Raw genomic sequence first — 20379 nt, forward strand, 5'->3', positions numbered from 1 at the left:
TATTTAAACTATGTAAGGTTATTAGTCATCAACCCATTGAAAAATACAAAATAATTAAAGATGGACGAAGTACAATTTGTTATATGTTAAAATGTGATTCAAAGGAGTTGGCATATGCAATGGAATTAAATGCATATATCGGGAGAGCCGGTACTGGCAAATCCCACAATATAATAGAAGAAATAAAAAATAAAATGAAACAGGATCCGTTAGGAGATCCCATTGTATTGATTGCACCTACACAAAATACTTTTAAACTTGAACAAGCTTTTGTAAACGATGCAAGTTTATACGGTAGTTTGAGGACTGAAGTGCTCCATTTCGAACGTTTAAGTCATCGAGTATTCCAAGAGGTTGGTGGATTGACAGAACAACAATTATCCAAAGCAGGTACTGAAATGATGATTTATGACATCATTCAAGCATACCAATCAGAATTAAAACTATATCAATCGCAAGTTAAATACTATGGTTTCAGTGAAAAACTCTATGAACAAATACAAGATTTTAAAAAATATGCAGTTTCTCCACAAGATTTAGAATCATACGTCGCTGCGAATGATTTACAAACAAGAACGAAGCATAAATTAGAAGATATTGCGTTAATTTATAAGCACTTAGAAGATAGAATTACTGGTGAATATGTTTCTACAGAGGATAGTTTACAACGCTTTATTTCGCTCATGCATCAATCTGAATGGTTAAAACGCGCTGAAATATATATTGATGGGTTTCATAACTTTTCTACAATTGAATACCAAATGATTCGTGCTTTAGTACAAAATACGAAAAAAGTAACAGTCGCATTAACGACTGATGGGGATAAAGACGTCTTTAGTTTATTTAGAAAAGCCTCAGAGTCATTAACACATATTGAAGATATTGCTGATGACTTAAATATTCGTTTGAATAAGAAGCGGTTTAATGATTTACAAAGATTTTCTAACAAAGAACTAATGCATCTAGAACAAAATTTTAATGCACTACAATTTGAATCTATCGCTTCAGAAGGCCATATATCTATCATAGAATCATCAGTTATGCGTGAAGAAATTAATGAAGTTGCAAGACGTATCTTAAAAGAAAATCGAGAATTGGGTAGACGCTTTCAAGATATTGCTATTTTATATAGAGATGAAACGTATGCTTATTTAATGGAATCCATTTTACCCCAGTATGATATTCCATATAACATTGATATTAAAGCTTCAATGACACATCATCCTATTATGGAGATGCTCCGATCATTAATTGAAGTGCTACAAACAAATTGGAACTTTGATCCCTTAATGCGTTTGTTTAAAACCAATGTATTAACAAAAAAATATAAAGATAGCCAATATCTTATTGATATTTTGGAGAACTTTGTATTAGAACGAGGGGTTTACGGGAAACGGTGGATCGATGACCAGTATTTCCAAGTTGAGCAATTTAGAAAAATGGGCTTAAAACGACAACCATTAACAGATGAAGAACGTCATACGTTTGAAAGAGTGATTCAATTAAAAACGGATGTTATAGATAAAATTATGCGTTTTGAAAATCAAATGGCTGATGCTTCGACTGCTGTAGAATTTGCTACGGCATTTTATGAAGCAATAGAAACATTTGATTTACCGAGTCAATTAATGACTGAACGTGATACGTTGGATACGGAGGGTGAACATCGTAAAGCTGAAGAAATAGATCAACTATGGCATGGTTTTATCCAAACGCTAGATGATTTAGTTACTGTATTTGGTACTCAAACGATGACACAAAATAGATTTTTAGAACTTTTAGATATTGGATTGGATCAGTTAGAGTTTGTTATGATTCCTCAGACACTTGACCAAGTGAGTATTGGTACAATGGATTTAGCTAAAGTCGATAATAAACAACACATATATCTTGTTGGAGTGAATGATGGTGTACTACCACAAACTGTAAGTTCATCTGGACTGATTACAGATGAGGAAAAGAAATATTTCCAGGAACAGTCAGCTATTGAGCTCAGCCCTACAGCTGATATATTACAAATGGATGAAGCATTTGTATGTTATATTGCTATGACTCGAGGATGTTCAGATGTTACCTTTTCATATTCGTTGATGGGCACTAAAGGCGATGAAAAAGAACCTAGCCCATTCTTAAATCAAATTCAACAACTATTCACTAACATAGACATACAAAATATCCATCATCAACATCAAGCAAACCCACTTACATTAATGGAGCATCCTCATCAAACAAAGATTGCTTTATTCGAATCACTGAAAGCTTGGCTTGATGATGAGATTGTTGCTGATACATGGCTAGATACATATCAAGTCATGAGAGACGATGCTCAACTCAATGAAGGATTGACTTATCTATTATCAGCATTAACTTATGATAACGAAACGGTACAACTTAGCGAATCGTTATCAAAAGATTTATACGGTACGACTATCAATGCAAGCGTGTCACGTTTTGAAGGTTATCAATCATGTCCTTTTAAACATTTCGCTTCACATGGATTAAGACTTAATGAGCGTACAAAATATAAATTAGAAAATTTTGATTTAGGAGATATTTTCCATCAAGTGTTAAAATTTATTTCAGAAAAAGTGAATGGTGATTTCAAAAATTTAAATGTAAACCAAATTCATAAATTAACAAGTGAAGCATTATCTGAAATACTACCAGAGATACAATTTAATTTATTAAATTCCACGGCTTATTATCGATATTTATCACAACGTATAGGTTCTATTGTTGAAACGACATTAACTGCATTAAAATATCAAGGCAGTTATAGCAAATTTATACCTCAACGATTTGAAGCGGGCTTCAGAAGAAAACCTAGAGACAACGAGGAATTATATGCCCAACCGTTACAAACAAAACAAGGCATCCCTATTAATATTCGTGGTCAAATTGACCGTATCGATACGTATAATCATGGAGAAGAAAGTTTTGTAAACATTATTGATTATAAATCTTCTAAATACAGTGGTACGCTCGATCTGACGAAAGTTTATTATGGTATGCAAATGCAAATGATGACGTATATGGATATTGTACTGCAGAATAAATCTAGACTTGGGCTAACAAATATGACAAAACCTGGTGGCTTATTGTATTTTCATGTACATGAACCACGTATTAAATTGGCTTGGAATGAATTAAATGAGACTAAACGTGATACAGAATTTATTCAATCATTTAAATTAAGTGGTTTGTTGAACAGTGATGATGCTGTATTAGAAGCTTTCGATACAAGGTTAGAGCCGAATTATAATTCAGATATTGTGCCACTTGGTTTGAAAAAAGATGGCGGCATCAAGCGTAATAGTAAAGTTGCTGATGAAAAGACTATATATAAATTAATCCAACACAATAAACGGAATTTTATTGAAACAGCATCTAATATTATGGATGGTCACACAGAAGTTGCACCAATGAAATATAATCAAACGTTACCATGCGATTTCTGTAATTATAAACCTGTGTGTCATGTAGATGGCATGATTGACAGTAAAAGATATCGAACTGTAGATGAAGCAATCAACCCGCTAGAAGCAGTTCAAGATTTGGAATTAGAAAGTGAGGAAGAAGAATGATGAGTGAGATTCCTGTAAAACCAGCTGATACCAGATGGACTGATAATCAGTGGAAAAGTATCTTCGCTAAAGATCAAGATATACTCGTAGCTGCTGCTGCTGGTTCAGGTAAAACAGCTGTCTTAGTTGAACGTATTATTCAACGTATCCTTAGAGATAAGATTGACGTAGATCGTTTACTCGTTGTGACATTTACAAATGCAAGTGCAAGAGAGATGAAACAACGTGTAGATCAACGTATTCAAGAAGCTTATTCTGAATCGCCTGACAATACCCATTTGAAAAATCAACGCATTAAAATTCATCAAGCACAAATTTCTACATTGCATAGTTTTTGCTTGAAGTTAATCCAACAGCACTACGATGTATTAGACATAGATCCAAACTTTAAAACAAGTGGGGAAGCAGAAAATATTTTACTACTTGAGCAAACGATTGATGAAGTGTTAGAACAACATTATGATATTTTAGACCCTAATTTTGTTGATTTAACAGAACAATTGTCTTCTGATCGAAATGATGACCAACTTAGGGCTATTGTCAAAAAAATGTATTTCTTTAGTGTCGCTAATCCTAATCCTGTCAATTGGTTACAAAACCTTTCAGTTCCATATGAAAATGAACAACAGCAAGAAGCACTGTTACAGCTGCTAAACGAATTGGCTATGATTTTTATGACATCTGCGCTAGAGTCTTTAAATAAAAGTTACGATTTATTTATGATGCTTGAAGAAGTGGATAAGCAAGTTGCAGTTATAGAAAGAGAACAACAATTTTTAAAGCAAGCGATGGAAGATGGATATATAAACTCTGAAATCGTAACGCAACATGAATTTGAAAAAACGTTTCCGAGAAAAGATAAAAAGATTAAAGAAGCTAATGAAATGATGATAGATGCATATGATGATGGCAAAGCTTATTATGATGATTATAAAAAGTTAGTATCAAAAGTAAAAAACGATTATTTTTCAAGAGCTTCTGAAGATTTAAAATCAGATATGAAACGCTTAGCACCAAGAGTTTCGTACCTTGCGCAAATAACGCACGACGTGATAGAACGATTTAACCAAAAAAAACGTGGACGAAATGTGTTGGATTTTTCTGATTATGAACACTTTGCTTTACGCATATTAACGAATGAGGATGGTTCACCATCTACAATTGCAAAAGCTTACCGTGAACAATTCGAAGAGATATTAGTGGATGAATATCAAGATACCAATAGAGTACAAGAAAAGATTTTATCATGTATTAAGCGCGGGGAAGAGGCTGACGGAAATTTATTTATGGTAGGTGATGTAAAACAATCTATCTATAAATTCCGTCAAGCAGATCCTAGTCTATTTATTGGAAAATATAACCGTTTTACTTTAAATGGTTCAGAGTATGGTCTGCGCATTGATTTATCCCAAAATTTCCGTTCAAGATCCGAAGTGCTGACAACTACCAATTATTTATTTAAACACATGATGGATGAAGCAGTCGGAGAAATCGTCTACGATGACGCGGCTCAACTTTATTATGGTGCGCCGTTTGACAATGAACCGCATGATGTGCAGTTGAATATGCTCATAGAAGATGGCGCTTCAGATTTAAAAGGCTCTGAACAGGAAGCAGAGTATGTTGTGCAACAAGTTGAAAAAATTATGGATGAACGTGAAATTTACGACGTAAAAACACAACAATATCGCAAACCGACATATAAAGATATTGTTATTTTAGAAAGATCATATGGCCAAGCACGAAAAATTCAACAAGCGTTTAAAGACCATAACATTCCTTTTCATGTAAATAGTAAAGAAGGTTATTTTGAACAAACAGAAGTACAGTTAATATTATCATTTTTAAGAACTGTAGATAATCCGTTACAGGATATCTATTTAGTAGGTTTAATGCGCTCTGTTATTTATCAATTCACTGAAGATGAGCTATCAAACATTAGAGTGTTTAGCCCTAATGATGATTACTTTTATCAATCTATACAACATTATATGGCACACGATGTTGCTAATAAGAAATTAGTGAAAAAACTACAAGCATTTTTAAATGATATTGCGATGTATCAAGAATACAGTCAGAGCCACCCTGTATATCAGCTTATTGATAAGTTTTACAATGATCACTATGTTATTCAATATTTTAGTGGTCTTATCGGTGGTAAAGGCCGTCGAGCGAACTTATACGGTTTGTTTAATAAGGCAGTTGAATTTGAGAATTCTAGTTTTCGTGGTTTATATCAATTCATTCGATTTATTGATGAGCTCATAGAACGAGGTAAAGATTTTGGAGAAGAAAACATTATCGGTCCTAATGATGATGTTGTGAGAATGATGACAATTCATAGCAGTAAAGGACTTGAATTTCCTTATGTCATTTACTCAGGATTATCTAGGAAATTTAGAAGAGATGAATTGCATAAACCAGTCATTTTAAACCAAAATTATGGATTGGGAATGACATACTTTGATGTTGAAACGAATTTAACTTATCCTTCGTTATCATCAGTGACGTATAAAGCTATAGCAGAAAAAGAGATGGTTTCAGAAGAAATGAGATTGATTTACGTGGCCTTGACACGTGCTAAGGAACAGTTGTTTTTAGTGGGGCGCGTTAAAGAAGAGAAAGAATTAGCCCAATTCGAGCAAATTTCAGTTTCGGACACACATTTACCAGTAAGTTACCGCATTACAGCGCAAAGACCGATTGATTTGATATATCCAATACTTTCAAAATATCAATCTTTATCTTTACCAAGAGAAATGCGCTTTGAACAATCGATCGAAGAGATTGATGCAACAATGAAACCACATGTCCAATTGAATACGGATTTTTATGAAGATATTGCTTCAGAAGAAGTTGTATCAGAAAATGAACAACGAACAGTGGCGGATATTGAACAATCAAATACTGGCAATACCCCAGTGAAAGCAAAAATACGCCAGCAATTAAATTATGAGTACCCTTACAAACAAGCTGTTGTAAAACCATCGAAACAGTCAGTATCAGAATTGAAACGACAATTAGAAACAGAACAGGCTGACACAAATTATGACAGAGTACGCCAATATCGTATCGGTACTTCTTCTTATGAGAGACCCGCATTTTTAAGTCACCAAACTAAGAGAAAAGCGAATGAGATAGGGACTTTAATGCATACCGTAATGCAGCATTTGCCATTTAAACAAGAACGCCTTACACCAGAAGAAATTGAAGTGTTTGTGAATCAATTAATCACTCAATCTATTATTCCTGAAGATGCAAAAATGGATATTCAATTTGAAGATATTTATAGATTTGTGGAAAGCGATTTATATCTAACCATTGCAACAAGTGAACATATCTACCGTGAGTTACCTTTTGTTGTTAACCAAACTAAAGTAGATCAGTTGAAAGATGCTGAAACGGATGCATCAATTATTCAAGGTATGATTGATTTGATTTTTATTAAAAATCATCAATATTATTTTGTTGACTATAAAACAGATGCGTTTAATCGTCGTTTGAGTATGTCAGATGATGAAGTAGGAAACCAATTGCGTTCTCGTTATAAAATTCAAATGGAATATTACCGAAATACATTACAGACAATCCTAAATGTACCCGTAAAAGGTTATTTATATTTCTTTAAATTTGGTCAACTTTCAATAGATGATCAATCGTAAGATGATTATTTTATAAAGGGAGCTGAAGGTATTGAAACAGCGGCGGATTTTTGAGTTAGATGCTTTACGCGGATTGAGTTTATTTGGCATTTTATTAATGAATATATTAGTGTTTAGTATGCCGTATGAAGAGGCTTTTCTTCCAGATTTGGTAAGTGGTTTTGATGAAAGTTTGTTACGTGGCATCACCCTTTTTGTGATCAGTTCATTTTATCCTATATTTACTTTTTTATTTGGTTATGGGCTAGCAATCATGTACACCAATCGTTTAAAAAAATCGATGAATTACTATCCTTTTATATATAGGCGTTTCATTTTCTTATTGGTATTAGGTATGCTCCATGGTTTCTTATTGTTTTCAGGAGATATTTTATTCAGCTATGCATTTACAGGAATGATAGCAGTATTATTTATTAAAAAAACTGCGGGACAACTTTTAAAAGCAGCAATCATTTTATTTGCAGTGAAAATCATTATTCTTGTGTTACCAGCGTTTTTAATGACTTTGAACGACAATCCATACAGCACTTTTAGTATAAGTGGTTTGTCTGTTTCTGAAATTATAGCATTAAAACAAAGTGGTACTTATTCTAATTTTTTAAGTATTAATGTTAAAGAATATTTAAATAGCATCGTAGATACAGTAACATTTTCTGCATATTTTGAATTTTTACCATATATCTTATTCGGTATGGCAGCACAAAAATTTAATTTGGTAGAGAAAGTAAAACATAATCATAGCCGCACAATCATATCTTTAATTACGTTACTACTCATAGGTTATATGATTAAAATACCTTATGTAATTGATTATGGACATCAAGGCTTCAATATGATTAGTTCTATGATTGGCGGGCCTTTGGTAGGATTTGGTTATATTTTATTGTGTTTATATTTATGTCAGTTGAAGCAATTTTCGCATGTTTTGACCATTTTTAAATACCCTGGTAAGTTAAGTCTAACAGTCTATTTAATGCAGAGTTTTATTTTTACATTTATTTACGTAGGGTTAAGTTTATATAATCAGTTACCTTTATATCAATCTTATATTATTGTATTAGTTGTTTATGGCATACAGCTTGTATTCTGTTACTTCTATCTAAAATATTATAGATACGGTCCGATTGAATGGTTATGGCGTAAGGTAACGTATTTAAAATAGCATTTATAAAATGTTAGAGAGTATTGAATTTTTTGAAAATAGTGGGTATTTATTTGTGATTTGTTGGTAAATATAGTTATAATATGTAGTAAGATATAGATGAGGAGCTGATATTGAATGAAATTCCTATCATTCAGACATGAAGGACAGACATCTTATGGTGTGAAAGTTAAACGTGAAGAGGCTGCATGGGACTTAAAAAAAGTTTTTGCTGATTTTGCGGAAGGCGAATTCCACCCGAAAACATTATTAAATGGGCTTCAACAAAACCAAGTTGTCGATTTCCAAGAACAAGTTCGCAAAGCGGTAGTTGCAGCAGAAGATAGTGGTAGAGGTGAAGACTATAAAGTGTCGTTTACTGATATTGAATTTTTACCGCCAGTAACGCCAACAAATAATGTGATTGCTTTTGGACGTAATTATCAAGATCACGCAAGTGAATTGAACCACGAAGTTCAACGCTTGTATGTCTTTACAAAAGCAGCTTCATCATTAACTGGTGATAACAGTACAATACCGAATCATAAAGATATCACAGACCAGTTAGATTACGAAGGTGAATTAGGCATTGTAATTGGTAAATCAGGTGAAAAAATTCCTAAAGGTTTAGCGCTTGATTATGTATATGGTTATACTATTATTAATGACATCACTGATCGAAAAGCTCAAAAAGCACAAGATCAAGCATTCTTATCTAAAAGTTTAACAGGCGGTTGTCCAATTGGACCATATATTGTAACCAAGGACGAATTACCTACGCCTGAAGATGTTAACATTGTAACTAAAGTAAACAATGAAATACGCCAAGATGGTAATACAGGTGAAATGATTCTTAAAATTGACGAATTGATAGAAGAGATTTCTAAATATGTTGCTTTACATCCTGGAGATATTATTGCAACAGGCACACCAGCTGGTGTAGGTGCAGGTATGAATCCTCCGAAGTTCTTACAACCAGGCGATGAAGTCAAAGTAACAATTGATAATATCGGAACACTAACAAACTTTATTGCAGAAAAATAATAAAACATTAAAAGTAGGCTAGCTCAAAAGTTAGCCTATTTTTAATGGAACAAAAATAGTATATTGCTTTAATATGAAATAACGGATAAAATAAGCAGTGCAGAATTTTTTTGAAATACAGTTACTTTTTCAGTATGATAAGAGAAGCATTCTTTTAATTTTATAGTTAAAAGAATGGTATAGTTCTGTTTTATATATTTATAAAGTAAAAATGTGTGGGGGTAATCTTTTATGTTACATATGCATATTGCAAGTTGGGTATTGCTAATTATCTTGTTTTTTGCAGCATATTTTAATTTTTCTGAAAAACAAGGCGCGACACCTTATTTTAAACCTATTCATATGTTATTAAGATTATTTATGGTATTAGTCTTAATTTCAGGATTTTGGGTTTGGATTCAAGCATTTAGTTCTGATAATTCAGGTGGCCATATGTTGTTAACATTGAAAATGATTTGCGGTGTAGCTGTTGTAGCTTTGATGGAAGTTACAGTTACTAAACGTAAAAAAGGACAACCAAGCCACGGTTTATTGTGGGGGACAATCGTTGTATTTATTATTACTATGATTATCGGCGTTATTTTACCACGAGGACCAATTACACAAATGTTTGGTTTATAATGTGAAAAAAGATGCTATGACTTTATTGTCGTAGCATCTTTTTTATTTTGGCAGTAGATAGATAATTTAAATTGAAGGGCGCAATGATATGTAAACATTAAAATAGCGTATCAAACGCGTACTTTGATTTTTAACATGTTCTATAGAAATGTATCAATATGCGGTTCTAATAGATACCATAGTTCATTACTTAACTCATCAATAGAGCATGGTCTAGTGTTCTCAACCCACCATATAATAACACCTACTATTGCTGAACCTAAAAATTGTAATGTTATTTCATTATCTTTCTGCCTTATAGATTGCATAAATTTTTCAGAAAGCGTTTGTCTTAATATATTTAAATCAGATTTTTGTATTAATTGTTTCAAGATAACATATTGTTTATCTATAGCTACGAGTATTTCACGCATATTTGTTTTACCATCTTGTTGAAGGTTCATCGTACGCTCGCATTTTTCAATTGCTTCAGCTAATATAAAATCTAATGATTGATTAAGTATGTCGTATTTATCTAAAAAGTTTAAATAAATCGTTCCTCTATTGATATTAGAAGCTTCGGCAATATCTTTCATAGATATTTTAGCAATGTCCTTTTTTTGCATTAGCTTTATAAAATTTTCGATAATAAGTTGACGTGATTTTTCTTTTCTTTTATCCATAATTATTCCTCATTTATCAACGATTTTTGAGATCTGTTCAATAATCGTCAATATACTTATTTTGTTTATTGAGTTTAACTTTTTATAATGATAAGTTCAAGTTAATGAACAAATGTTCGTTAAAAAGGAGGACGCATATGAATATTCTTATTTATGGCACTGGAGTACAAGGGCAATATTTAGCACATACATTAAACAAAACTGATAATAACATAACATTATTAGCTAGAGGTGAAAATTATAAACACTTAAATAAGAGAGGGGTTGTATTGAATCATTACTTACAAAATAAAAGAACTACGGATCACTTTAACTATATAAGTCATTTAGGTAAGAATGATAACTATGATGTTATCTTTGTAACAATGAAGTATTCAGATTTTTACTCAGTTGTACCTTCAATAGCTCAAAATATAAGTACCAATATTATTTTTATAGGTAATAACACTAACCCCCATAAGCTTCGTCAAACAGTACTTCGCCAATCAATCACACATAAAAATATATCTTTTGGTTTTTTAATGACTGGCGGAAATAGAGGGGATAGTGCAACAACTGTTATTCGATTTAATGCAGGGGAATTAAAAGTAAGCCATCTCAATGGCGTAATGCCATTTCATCATAAACTTGATACAATTTTTAAAAATTCATCTATAAAATTAACTTATGAAACAAGATTTGAAGATTGGTTAATGTCGCATGCAGCAATGATAATACCTCTAAATACTGGGATATCACTGAAAAATAAATATAAAGGTAATCAAAAGCAACTTATCAGTAACATCATTAAGTCATATAATGAATTACATTTATTAATTGAACATAGTAACTATAAGATCATCCCAAAATTACAGTCGATACTTTTTAAGAAATTTAAATATATTGCTTATCCGCTGTTAAAATTAATTATTAATATCAAAATGATAAATCAAATTCAAGGTTCAAATTCAGAAGTTAATGCTTTATACGAAGATATAAAGTTATTAAATAGGCCAACGGTGTTAACAACAAATCATTTAGATGATTTGATTAGGGAATCGATATAATAAAGTTGAATTGTATTATGTTTATTAATTTTTAGGTGTAAATAAGAATTTAATATCATTATTATAGTTGTTAAAACATATGGTTAAGAAAATATGGAGCCCCTTTATAAAAAATAAGCAATTTTTATAAAAGTATTCTGTTTTATAGAAATCTAAACCTTAAAGTACTAATATAAATAATAAAAGCGATGATTTCTACTTAGTTCTCGTATAGAAATCATCGATATCTTTGTGTTTTTCAAGAAGGGATTATTTTTATTTATTTCTAGCTTTGTAGCCAATCATATTAATGATATCTTTGGGTCTGCTATATGGTGGGGCGTAAGCAACTTCAAATTCAGTCAACTCATCAATGGTTAGTTTATTCATCATTGCCATAGATAAAATGTCGATGCGTTTATCTACGCCTTTTTTACCAACGGCTGCAGCACGTATGATACGTCTACTTGATTTTTCAAAATAAACACGTAAATGTAATTTAGTATTCCCTGGGTAATACCCTGCGTGTGCACCTTGATTGGCTTCAACTATTTGATAATCAAAATTTGATAATTCATTTGGCGTCACGCCAACACTAGCGAAGGTATAATCGAAGCATTTTACAATGTTTGACCCTAAATAACCTTTAAAGTGTATAGATGCATCTCCAGCTAGTTGTTCTGCTATAACACTTGCCCCTCTATGAGCGCCCCAAGCTAATGGCACATGTGCATTTAAATCTACATGACGATAATGAGAAGTGATAACATCACCTAAAGCATAAATATTACTAACATTTGTTTGGAAGCGTTCATTTACTGCGATGTAGCCCTTACTGTCTAACATCACATTAGATGATTTAATGAATTCAGAATTGGGTTTCACACCGACGCCTTCAATAATCATGTCATATGTTTCTATTTTTCCAGATTTAAAATGAACTTTATTACCATCGACTTTTTCTACTTCTTCATTTAAGCGATAGTTAATATTTCTTTTTTCCATTTCTTCAAAAATAGGCTGATTCATATCTTCATCCATCAATTTGTTAACACGCATAGAACGATGGATTAATGTAGTATCAATCCCTCTAACATGAAGATTATCTAATACTTCCAGACCAATATACCCTGCACCAATAACAAGGACAGTTTTAACTTTTTGATTTTCGATAAAGTTTTCAATTTCATCTGTATCTTCCATATTTCTTAAGGTGAAACTGATATTACTGTTTAAGTTTAAAGTGTTAGCACTACATCCTGGACTTAGTATTAAAGTATCATACGTTTCTTCAAACGATGTATGATCTATTCTATTATAAACGGTAATTGTTTGTTTATGATCATTGATTGCTGTTACTTCATGATAGGGTTTCACAACAATTTGTTTGGATTTATAGAACGACGCTGGCGTTGCTTCAAGCACTTTATCCCTTGAATCTACTACTTCACCTAAATAATAAGGGAGTGCACAGTTTGCAAAACTCATGTCTCTATCTTTTTCAAATACTATAATTTCACTATCTTTATCTAGTCTTCTGATTTGGCTGGCAACAGTCGCGCCACCTGCAACGGCACCAACAACTAAAATTTTACCCATAACCAATTACCTCCCTATCAATCTATTGATTATATATGTGATTCTACTTTTTCTTCATAAGGGATATTTAATTTGAAATAATCATTTAAATAACGTCCTATGCCGTCTTCGTTATTTGAATAAGTTACGTGGTTTGCAACATGTTTAAGTTCATCTAAGCCATTTTCCATAGCAATACCGTGTTTAGCATATTTGATCATTTCTAAATCATTATCTTCGTCACCAAACGCAATGATATGGTTTCTATCGATATCTAAATAAGATTTTACATAATCGATGCCTCTGGCTTTACTAATACCTTGTCTTACGATTTCGATCACCGGGAAAGGTGACCCCCATCTACGATGTTCGATATTTTCAGCATAAAAACGTGTGAGCATTTGTTTAATTCTAGGAATCATAAATTCTTCAGCTTCAACTAAAAGTGAAGTAGGTGACTCATTTAATGAGGTAAGTAAATCACCAGTTTCAATTTTGGGATTCCCCATTGAAAACCCATCGAATAATTTTTGGTCAAAATTATTTAAAAAGACATAATCTCTTACTTCAGCAATAATATTGGAAACACCAAAGTTTTGAAGAGATTGAATAATCTCGTGAGATAATCCTAAATCTAATACTTCATGCATAATTTCGAATTGATCATTTTTAGGGTGGTGTACAAAAGCACCATTGAAGTTGACAACTGGTGTATTCATATTTAGTTCATGGTAATAAATTTGGCTTGCTCTATAAGGTCTACCTGTTGCAATCATTAATTTATGACCTTGATTTTGTAATGTAGTTAAAACCCTTTTCGTATAAGATGTAATTTCCTTGTCATCGTTTAATAGTGTTCCGTCTAAGTCTAAACAAATTAAATAAGAACTCATGTAAATCTCCTTTAAATATAATAAATGATGTATGATTATCATAGCATTTTATTGGCGTTTTGTAAGATATTTGATATATTGTTAATATGATTAAATACAGAGAGGTGAGAAGTATGGACGAAGGATTAAAAGATAGCATACTTAATGCTTTAGAGATGGTAATTGACCCTGAGTTAGGCATTGACATTGTAAACTTAGGTTTAGTATATAATGTAGACGTTGATGATGAAGGACTATGTACAGTTGAAATGACATTAACTTCTATGGGATGCCCGCTTGGACCGCAAATTATGAACCAAGTGAAAATGGTGTTAGCTGAAATTCCTGAGATTTCAGATACAGAAGTAAATATCGTTTGGAGTCCACCATGGAGTAAAGAAATGATGTCACGTTATGCTAAAATTGCGCTTGGTATAGGTTAATATATTGATTAAAAACTAGTTTGAGTTGGGACACATAACTATGTGTATCGCTAACTTAGGCTAGTTTTTTTATTTTTGTAATTGAGGCTCTTTTTACAACGCGCTATATAATATTTCAGATTTTTTATTGTTCAAATCATTAAAATAATTGCAGTTATATTACAATAACTAGGTAAATCAAAGTGATATAGGGGTATTTATGTAAATTTTAGAAAGTTTGAGGAGAAATGGACATAATTTAAAAAATAATCATGTAAAGTATCAAATTCGGTATATGCCTGGTTTAGATGGATTAAGAGCAATTGTTGTAATAAGTATTATAATCTATCATTTAAATAAGTAATGGCTAACGGGTGGCTTTATCGGTGTCGATACTTTTTTGTTATTTCAGGATATTTAATTACTAGTTTATTTGTATTTGTTGGAGCGTTCGATAAATTGGGGAAAAAAACGGTCTCTGATAAGAAAACGTCATTTAAAACAGAAGTATATGATAATTATTTAGTGAGACCTATTTCAGTAGATGATGTGAATTTCTTTGGGAAAACGACTCCAAAACAATTAAATAAAAACCAATTTTATACGGAAATTAAGCCACTGCTCAGAGATTATTGCATAAAGATATTAAAATATATACACAAAACGGTGAAGATGCAGAAGAAGTAAGAAATGTTGGCTTTACTAACGTTCAAATTTTTGAAAAAACAAATTATCTCGGAGAAATAACACTCATTAAAACACCTGCCCAACATGGGCGAGGAGAAGTGCTAAAAATTGCGGGTAATGTATGTGGATTAATATTCAAAAACGAAAATGAAAAAACATTATACGTTGCTGGTGATACAGTGTGGTATGAGAAGTTGAAAAAACATTAGAGTCATATAAGACAGAAATAATCGTTGTTAATGGCGGTGATAACCAGTTTAATATGGGCGGCTCTTTAATTAGGGATGAAGTTGATATTCAAAAAGTTGCCGAAAAAGCGCCTGGTTCAAATATAATCGTTGTTCATATGGGAGCTGTTAACCATTGGAATTTATCAAGAAGCGATTTAAAACAATTTGCTAAAACAAATAACTTCGATTCACAAATTCTTATCCCAGAAGACGGAGATAAATATAAATTTTAATTGAGGTCATATTATGAAAAACAGAAAAGAATTGATAAAAGCATTTTATAAACTTATTGAAAATGAAGATTACGAAGAATTAAAGACATTCTGTCATGATGATTTTGTATTTTATCCACAAATTGATACGCCATACTATGGTGTAGAAGGGTTAAAAGTGTCTGAAGGAAAAAACTTCGCTGCTTTTCCAGATTTTAAAATGCCAGTTAAAGAAATTATTTTAGGCAACAATAACAGCGCAGCAGTATATCTAACGTTTGAAGGTAAGCATACTGGTACACCATTTAATGGCGTTAGGCCTAATGGCAAACATGTGAGGTTCTCATTAATGATGCTTTTAAAATTTAAAGATAACAAAATTGTAGAAAAAAATCGCATGTAGATGTCAATGATATTACAAACCAAATTAAAGTTTAGAAATAAAAAACGATTTAAGTGGGGCGTACAGTGACTTCGTTAACGTTAACATGATTTGGTTGAGAAATAGCATAGGATACAGCATTGGCAATATCTTTAGGTTCTAATTTTTTCCTGTTTTCTTCAAAAGGGCTTTTCGAACTGAGCTCTGTTTCCACCATACCTGGTGATATGTTTGTTACCCGTACGCCTGTATTAGCTAATTCTTTTTCTAAACCAATAGAAATAGCGCGCACAGAGAATTTTGTAGCGCAATAAACAGATAAACGCTCAATAACTTCAAACCCTGAATCGGAACAAATATTGACGATATGACCTTTTTGATTATTGACCATATTTCCAATTACCGAATTTACACCATAAAGTAAGCCTTTAATATTTATATCAATCATATCTTCCCAATCAGATAACGAACCATCTAAAATTCTACTAGAGTCCATTTTCCCAGCATTATTAACAAGAACATCAACTGTCTCAAAATGCGTTACGGCTTGTTTAACTACAAATTCTATTTCTTTTTTATTAGAAACATCTGCTTGTATCGTGAGTAATGTAGAGTCGTTATTTAATTCGAAAGCTAAACTATCTAATTTATCTTGGTTTCTAGCTACAGCTACTACGTTCATATTCATTTGATGTAATTTTTTTGTGATGGCTTTACCTATACCACTCGTCGCGCCTGTCACTAATGCAGTCTTATATATTAAGTTTTGGGACATATTGTTATCTCCTTTGGTTAACAGTATAAATGTTTTTTTGTTTTCCTTTATGATTATGAAAATATAGTTAATTTTAGTCAGCTTCATTAATCTATATTTGATTCTAGTATTTTCTATCATCTTTGTTAATTGGGTAATCATTTGCACTCATATCTCTTCTAGTCATGAGACCATTTTTATTAAATTCCCAATGTTCATTGCCATGTGTACGCATCCATTGATTTGATTCTGCATCTCGCCATTCGTATTCAAATCGGACAGAAATAAGGTTGTCTGTGTAACACCATAATTCTTTCATTAATTTATAATCAAGCTCTTTATTCCATTTTCTATATAAAAAAGACTTGATTGCTTCGCGTCCTTCAAAAAATTCAGTACGGTTTCTCCATTTTGAGTCTTCCGTATAAGCGAGACAAACTTTTTCTGGATTTCTTGTATTCCATGCGTCTTGAGCTATCTTTACTTTTTCCAACGCTGTTTGCTTATTGAAAGGTGGTATTGGTTTTTTAATTTCTTGTTCCATGTAAGCACACTTCCTTATATTGTCTATTTACAATAATCGTAACATAATTATAACAACTGTCATTGTATTTACTTAGTTAAGTAGTTTGAAAATGCTAGTTGAATTTATTTCCTTATAATAAATGCATGTTTTATTTTACGTTAAACGGGCAAAATATACGATGTAGCAAGCTTTCAATTCTCATAAAAATAATATGAAAAAGCGATCTTTATTGTTGATTAATTTAATAAGAAGTTATATAATGTATATAAGGTCAAAGAAAGTCAAAGTCAAACTTACTTTATTGATCAATCATTAAATGGTGAGGTGAATCATTTTGGACATAAATCAAATGACCTATGCTGTTCAAGGTGCTTTGCAAAAAGCAATTGAATTAGCAAAAACAAATGAAAATCAAAATATTGAAATTGAAGCTGTCTTATCAGCAGCATTAACAGAAAATGATAGTTTATTTAAAAGTATATTTGATAGAGCAAATATTGATACAGAACAATTAAACCAAACATATAATGCAAAATTAGAAAAATATCCATCAGTTCAAGGCGATAATATTCAATATGGACAATATATTAGTCAAAACACTAATAACTTATTAAACAAAGCAGAATCTTATATGAACCAATATGAAGATGACTATATATCTATGGAACATATTGTATTAGCTGCAATGGATATAGACGATACAACTAAACAATTTGTAGGGAATAAACAAGAAGTTGTTGAAGAAATTATTAAAAAAATTAGAGGAGGCAATCGTGTGACATCACAAAATCCAGAAGCCAACTATGAAGCTTTAGAAAAATATGGTCGAGATTTAGTTGAAGAAGTCCGTCAAGGTAACATGGATCCAGTTATTGGCCGTGACGAAGAAATTCGTAACTCCATTCGAATCTTAAGTAGAAAAACAAAAAATAACCCTGTACTGATAGGGGAACCCGGCGTCGGTAAAACCGCCATTGTTGAAGGCCTAGCGCAACGTATTGTGCGTAAAGATGTACCAGAATCTTTATTAGACAAAACGATTTTTGAACTTGATTTAAGTGCCCTTGTTGCAGGTGCTAAATATCGTGGTGAATTCGAAGAAAGATTAAAAGCAGTGCTTAAAGAAGTGAAAGAATCAGATGGAAGAATCATTTTATTTATTGATGAAATTCATATGCTTGTAGGCGCTGGTAAGACTGAAGGTGCAATGGACGCAGGAAATATGTTAAAACCAATGCTTGCTCGAGGAGAGCTACATTGTATTGGAGCGACAACTTTAAATGAATACAGAGAATATATTGAAAAAGATTCAGCGTTAGAGCGTCGTTTCCAAAAAGTAAATGTATCTGAACCAGATGTTGAAGATACCATTTCCATATTGCGTGGTTTAAAAGAACGTTATGAAGTATATCATGGTGTTCGCATACAAGATAGAGCACTTGTGGCGGCAGCTGAATTATCTGATCGTTATATCACTGATCGATTTTTACCGGATAAAGCGATTGATTTAGTAGACCAAGCATGTGCAACAATACGTACTGAAATGGGTTCAAACCCAACAGAATTAGATCAAGTCAATCGTCGTGTGATGCAATTGGAAATCGAAGAATCTGCATTAAAAAATGAATCAGATAATGCAAGTAAACAACGTTTACAAGAGCTTCAAGAAGAATTAGCTAATGAAAAAGAAAAACAAAGTTCTATTCAATCACGCGTGGAAGAAGAAAAAGAAAAAATAGCTAAATTACAAGACAAACGTTCAGAATTAGATGAAAGTAGAAAAGCATTAGAAGATGCAGAAAACAACTACAATTTAGAAAAAGCCGCGGAATTACAACATGGTAAAATTCCAGCCTTAGAAAAAGAATTACGCGAGTTAGAAGATGCTTTCCAAAGTGAACAAAATGAAGATAACGAACGTATCATTCGTGAAATTGTGACTGATGAAGAAATCGGCGATATTGTAAGTTCTTGGACGGGCATCCCAGTTTCTAAATTAGTCGAAACGGAAAGAGAGAAACTCTTAAACCTAGCTGATATATTACACGAACGCGTAGTAGGTCAAGATAAAGCAGTAGACCTTGTTTCAGACGCAGTGGTAAGAGCTCGTGCAGGTATCAAAGACCCAAATAGACCAATTGGAAGTTTCTTATTCTTGGGGCCTACAGGAGTAGGGAAAACAGAATTAGCTAAGTCATTAGCATCCACTTTATTCGATTCAGAGAAACATATGGTTCGTATAGATATGAGTGAATACATGGAAAAACATTCTGTCTCTCGTTTAATTGGAGCACCTCCAGGTTATGTTGGCCATGAAGAAGGCGGACAATTGACAGAATCAATACGCCGTAACCCTTATTCAGTTATTCTCCTAGATGAAATTGAAAAAGCACATTCAGATGTGTTCAATGTGTTATTACAAATACTAGAAGAAGGGCGTTTAACTGATTCACAAGGTCGGGAAGTGGACTTTAAAAATACCATTATCATTATGACAAGTAATATTGGTTCTCAGATTTTATTAGAAAATGTAAAAGATACAGGCGTAATCACCGAACCAACAGAAAAAGCAGTTATGAACAGTTTAAATCAATATTTCAAACCAGAAATCATTAACCGTATGGACGATATTGTATTATTCAAACCATTATCTATTAATGATATGAGTCTGATTGTTGATAAAATTTTAACACAGTTGAATATTAGACTGATGGAACAACGCATTTCTATTGATGTTTCAGATAAAGCAAAAGCATGGTTAGGTGAAGAAGCGTACGAACCTCAATTTGGTGCAAGACCGCTTAAACGATTTGTACAAAGACAAATTGAAACACCACTTGCTCGTAAAATGATTAGAGAAAACTTACCAGAAGGTACTGTAATCAAAATTGATCTATCAGGTGATGGATTAACATTTGAAGAAATTGAACCAGAAATGATTTAAATTGTAAGAAGAAAAAAGCTCAGTAGCAATGTA

16 protein-coding genes and 1 pseudogene are annotated in these 20379 nt (G+C 32.2%); 12 read left to right on the forward strand and 5 right to left on the reverse strand.

Features of this window, described 5'->3' with window-relative positions:
• Positions 1-119 precede the first annotated feature (119 nt).
• The 5 genes from addB to KA894_RS09905 all read left to right on the forward strand — a co-directional run bounded on the left by addB (position 120) and on the right by KA894_RS09905 (position 10052).
• Positions 120-3584 (forward strand): helicase-exonuclease AddAB subunit AddB, encoded by a 3465-nt coding sequence (gene addB, locus KA894_RS09885; protein ID WP_210133925.1) that lies wholly within the window; start codon positions 120-122, stop codon positions 3582-3584.
• Complete coding sequence (addA, locus tag KA894_RS09890; protein WP_182478057.1) at positions 3581-7246, forward strand: helicase-exonuclease AddAB subunit AddA; 3666 nt, start codon at positions 3581-3583, stop codon at positions 7244-7246. Before addB ends, addA begins: the two co-directional genes overlap by 4 nt.
• 31 nt (positions 7247-7277) lie before the next feature.
• Positions 7278-8408: a DUF418 domain-containing protein gene (locus KA894_RS09895; protein ID WP_232164694.1), complete on the forward strand. Its 1131-nt coding sequence runs from the start codon at positions 7278-7280 to the stop codon at positions 8406-8408.
• 117 nt (positions 8409-8525) lie between these two features.
• Complete coding sequence (locus KA894_RS09900; RefSeq protein ID WP_096810499.1) at positions 8526-9431, forward strand: fumarylacetoacetate hydrolase family protein; 906 nt, start codon at positions 8526-8528, stop codon at positions 9429-9431.
• 231 nt (positions 9432-9662) lie between these two features.
• A complete protein-coding gene (locus KA894_RS09905; protein ID WP_096810498.1) occupies positions 9663-10052 on the forward strand; it encodes a YisL family protein in 390 nt (129 codons plus the stop codon).
• Positions 10053-10192: 140 nt separating this feature from the next.
• Here the strand turns inward: KA894_RS09905 and KA894_RS09910 are convergent, their stop codons facing one another.
• Complete coding sequence (locus KA894_RS09910) at positions 10193-10714, reverse strand: TetR/AcrR family transcriptional regulator (protein ID WP_115342323.1); 522 nt, start codon at positions 10712-10714, stop codon at positions 10193-10195.
• A gap of 137 nt (positions 10715-10851) precedes the next feature.
• Between KA894_RS09910 and KA894_RS09915 the strand changes: the two genes are divergently transcribed.
• Positions 10852-11760, forward strand: coding sequence for a ketopantoate reductase family protein (locus KA894_RS09915; protein ID WP_115342322.1), 909 nt, complete (start codon positions 10852-10854; stop codon positions 11758-11760).
• Positions 11761-12015: 255 nt separating this feature from the next.
• Here KA894_RS09915 and KA894_RS09920 read toward each other — a convergent pair whose 3' ends face one another.
• Positions 12016-13338, reverse strand: coding sequence for a CoA-disulfide reductase (locus KA894_RS09920; protein WP_210133927.1), 1323 nt, complete (start codon positions 13336-13338; stop codon positions 12016-12018).
• 29 nt (positions 13339-13367) lie between these two features.
• Positions 13368-14210, reverse strand: a complete 843-nt coding sequence (locus KA894_RS09925) for a Cof-type HAD-IIB family hydrolase (RefSeq protein WP_096810494.1) — start codon at positions 14208-14210, stop codon at positions 13368-13370.
• Positions 14211-14323: 113 nt separating this feature from the next.
• Between KA894_RS09925 and KA894_RS09930 the strand changes: the two genes are divergently transcribed.
• The 5 genes and pseudogenes from KA894_RS09930 (at position 14324) to KA894_RS09945 (ending at position 16143) form a co-directional block, all read left to right on the forward strand.
• Entirely contained in the window at positions 14324-14632 is a 309-nt protein-coding gene (locus tag KA894_RS09930) for a metal-sulfur cluster assembly factor (protein ID WP_019469047.1), read from the forward strand.
• 274 nt (positions 14633-14906) lie between these two features.
• Positions 14907-15049, forward strand: a pseudogene (locus KA894_RS14730) (hypothetical protein); the annotation flags it as partial.
• Positions 15050-15243: 194 nt separating this feature from the next.
• Positions 15244-15507: an MBL fold metallo-hydrolase gene (locus tag KA894_RS09935; RefSeq protein WP_182478048.1), complete on the forward strand. Its 264-nt coding sequence runs from the start codon at positions 15244-15246 to the stop codon at positions 15505-15507.
• 53 nt (positions 15508-15560) lie between these two features.
• The gene (locus KA894_RS09940) at positions 15561-15761 is read left to right on the forward strand and encodes a hypothetical protein (RefSeq protein ID WP_182478046.1); all 201 of its coding nucleotides are present in this window, start codon (positions 15561-15563) and stop codon (positions 15759-15761) included.
• A gap of 13 nt (positions 15762-15774) precedes the next feature.
• Complete coding sequence (locus KA894_RS09945) at positions 15775-16143, forward strand: ester cyclase (RefSeq protein ID WP_232164695.1); 369 nt, start codon at positions 15775-15777, stop codon at positions 16141-16143.
• A gap of 49 nt (positions 16144-16192) precedes the next feature.
• Here the strand turns inward: KA894_RS09945 and KA894_RS09950 are convergent, their stop codons facing one another.
• Positions 16193-16897, reverse strand: a complete 705-nt coding sequence (locus KA894_RS09950; protein WP_210133929.1) for an SDR family oxidoreductase — start codon at positions 16895-16897, stop codon at positions 16193-16195.
• A 103-nt stretch (positions 16898-17000) separates the two neighbouring features.
• The gene (locus KA894_RS09955; protein ID WP_096810492.1) at positions 17001-17420 is read right to left on the reverse strand and encodes a nuclear transport factor 2 family protein; all 420 of its coding nucleotides are present in this window, start codon (positions 17418-17420) and stop codon (positions 17001-17003) included.
• A 316-nt stretch (positions 17421-17736) separates the two neighbouring features.
• Here KA894_RS09955 and clpB point away from each other — a divergent pair, with 316 nt between their 5' ends.
• Entirely contained in the window at positions 17737-20346 is a 2610-nt protein-coding gene (gene clpB, locus KA894_RS09960) for an ATP-dependent chaperone ClpB (protein ID WP_119488070.1), read from the forward strand.
• Positions 20347-20379 lie beyond the last annotated feature (33 nt).

Source organism: Staphylococcus sp. GDY8P131P (assembly GCF_017891975.1).
Taxonomy (GTDB): domain Bacteria; phylum Bacillota; class Bacilli; order Staphylococcales; family Staphylococcaceae; genus Staphylococcus; species Staphylococcus nepalensis.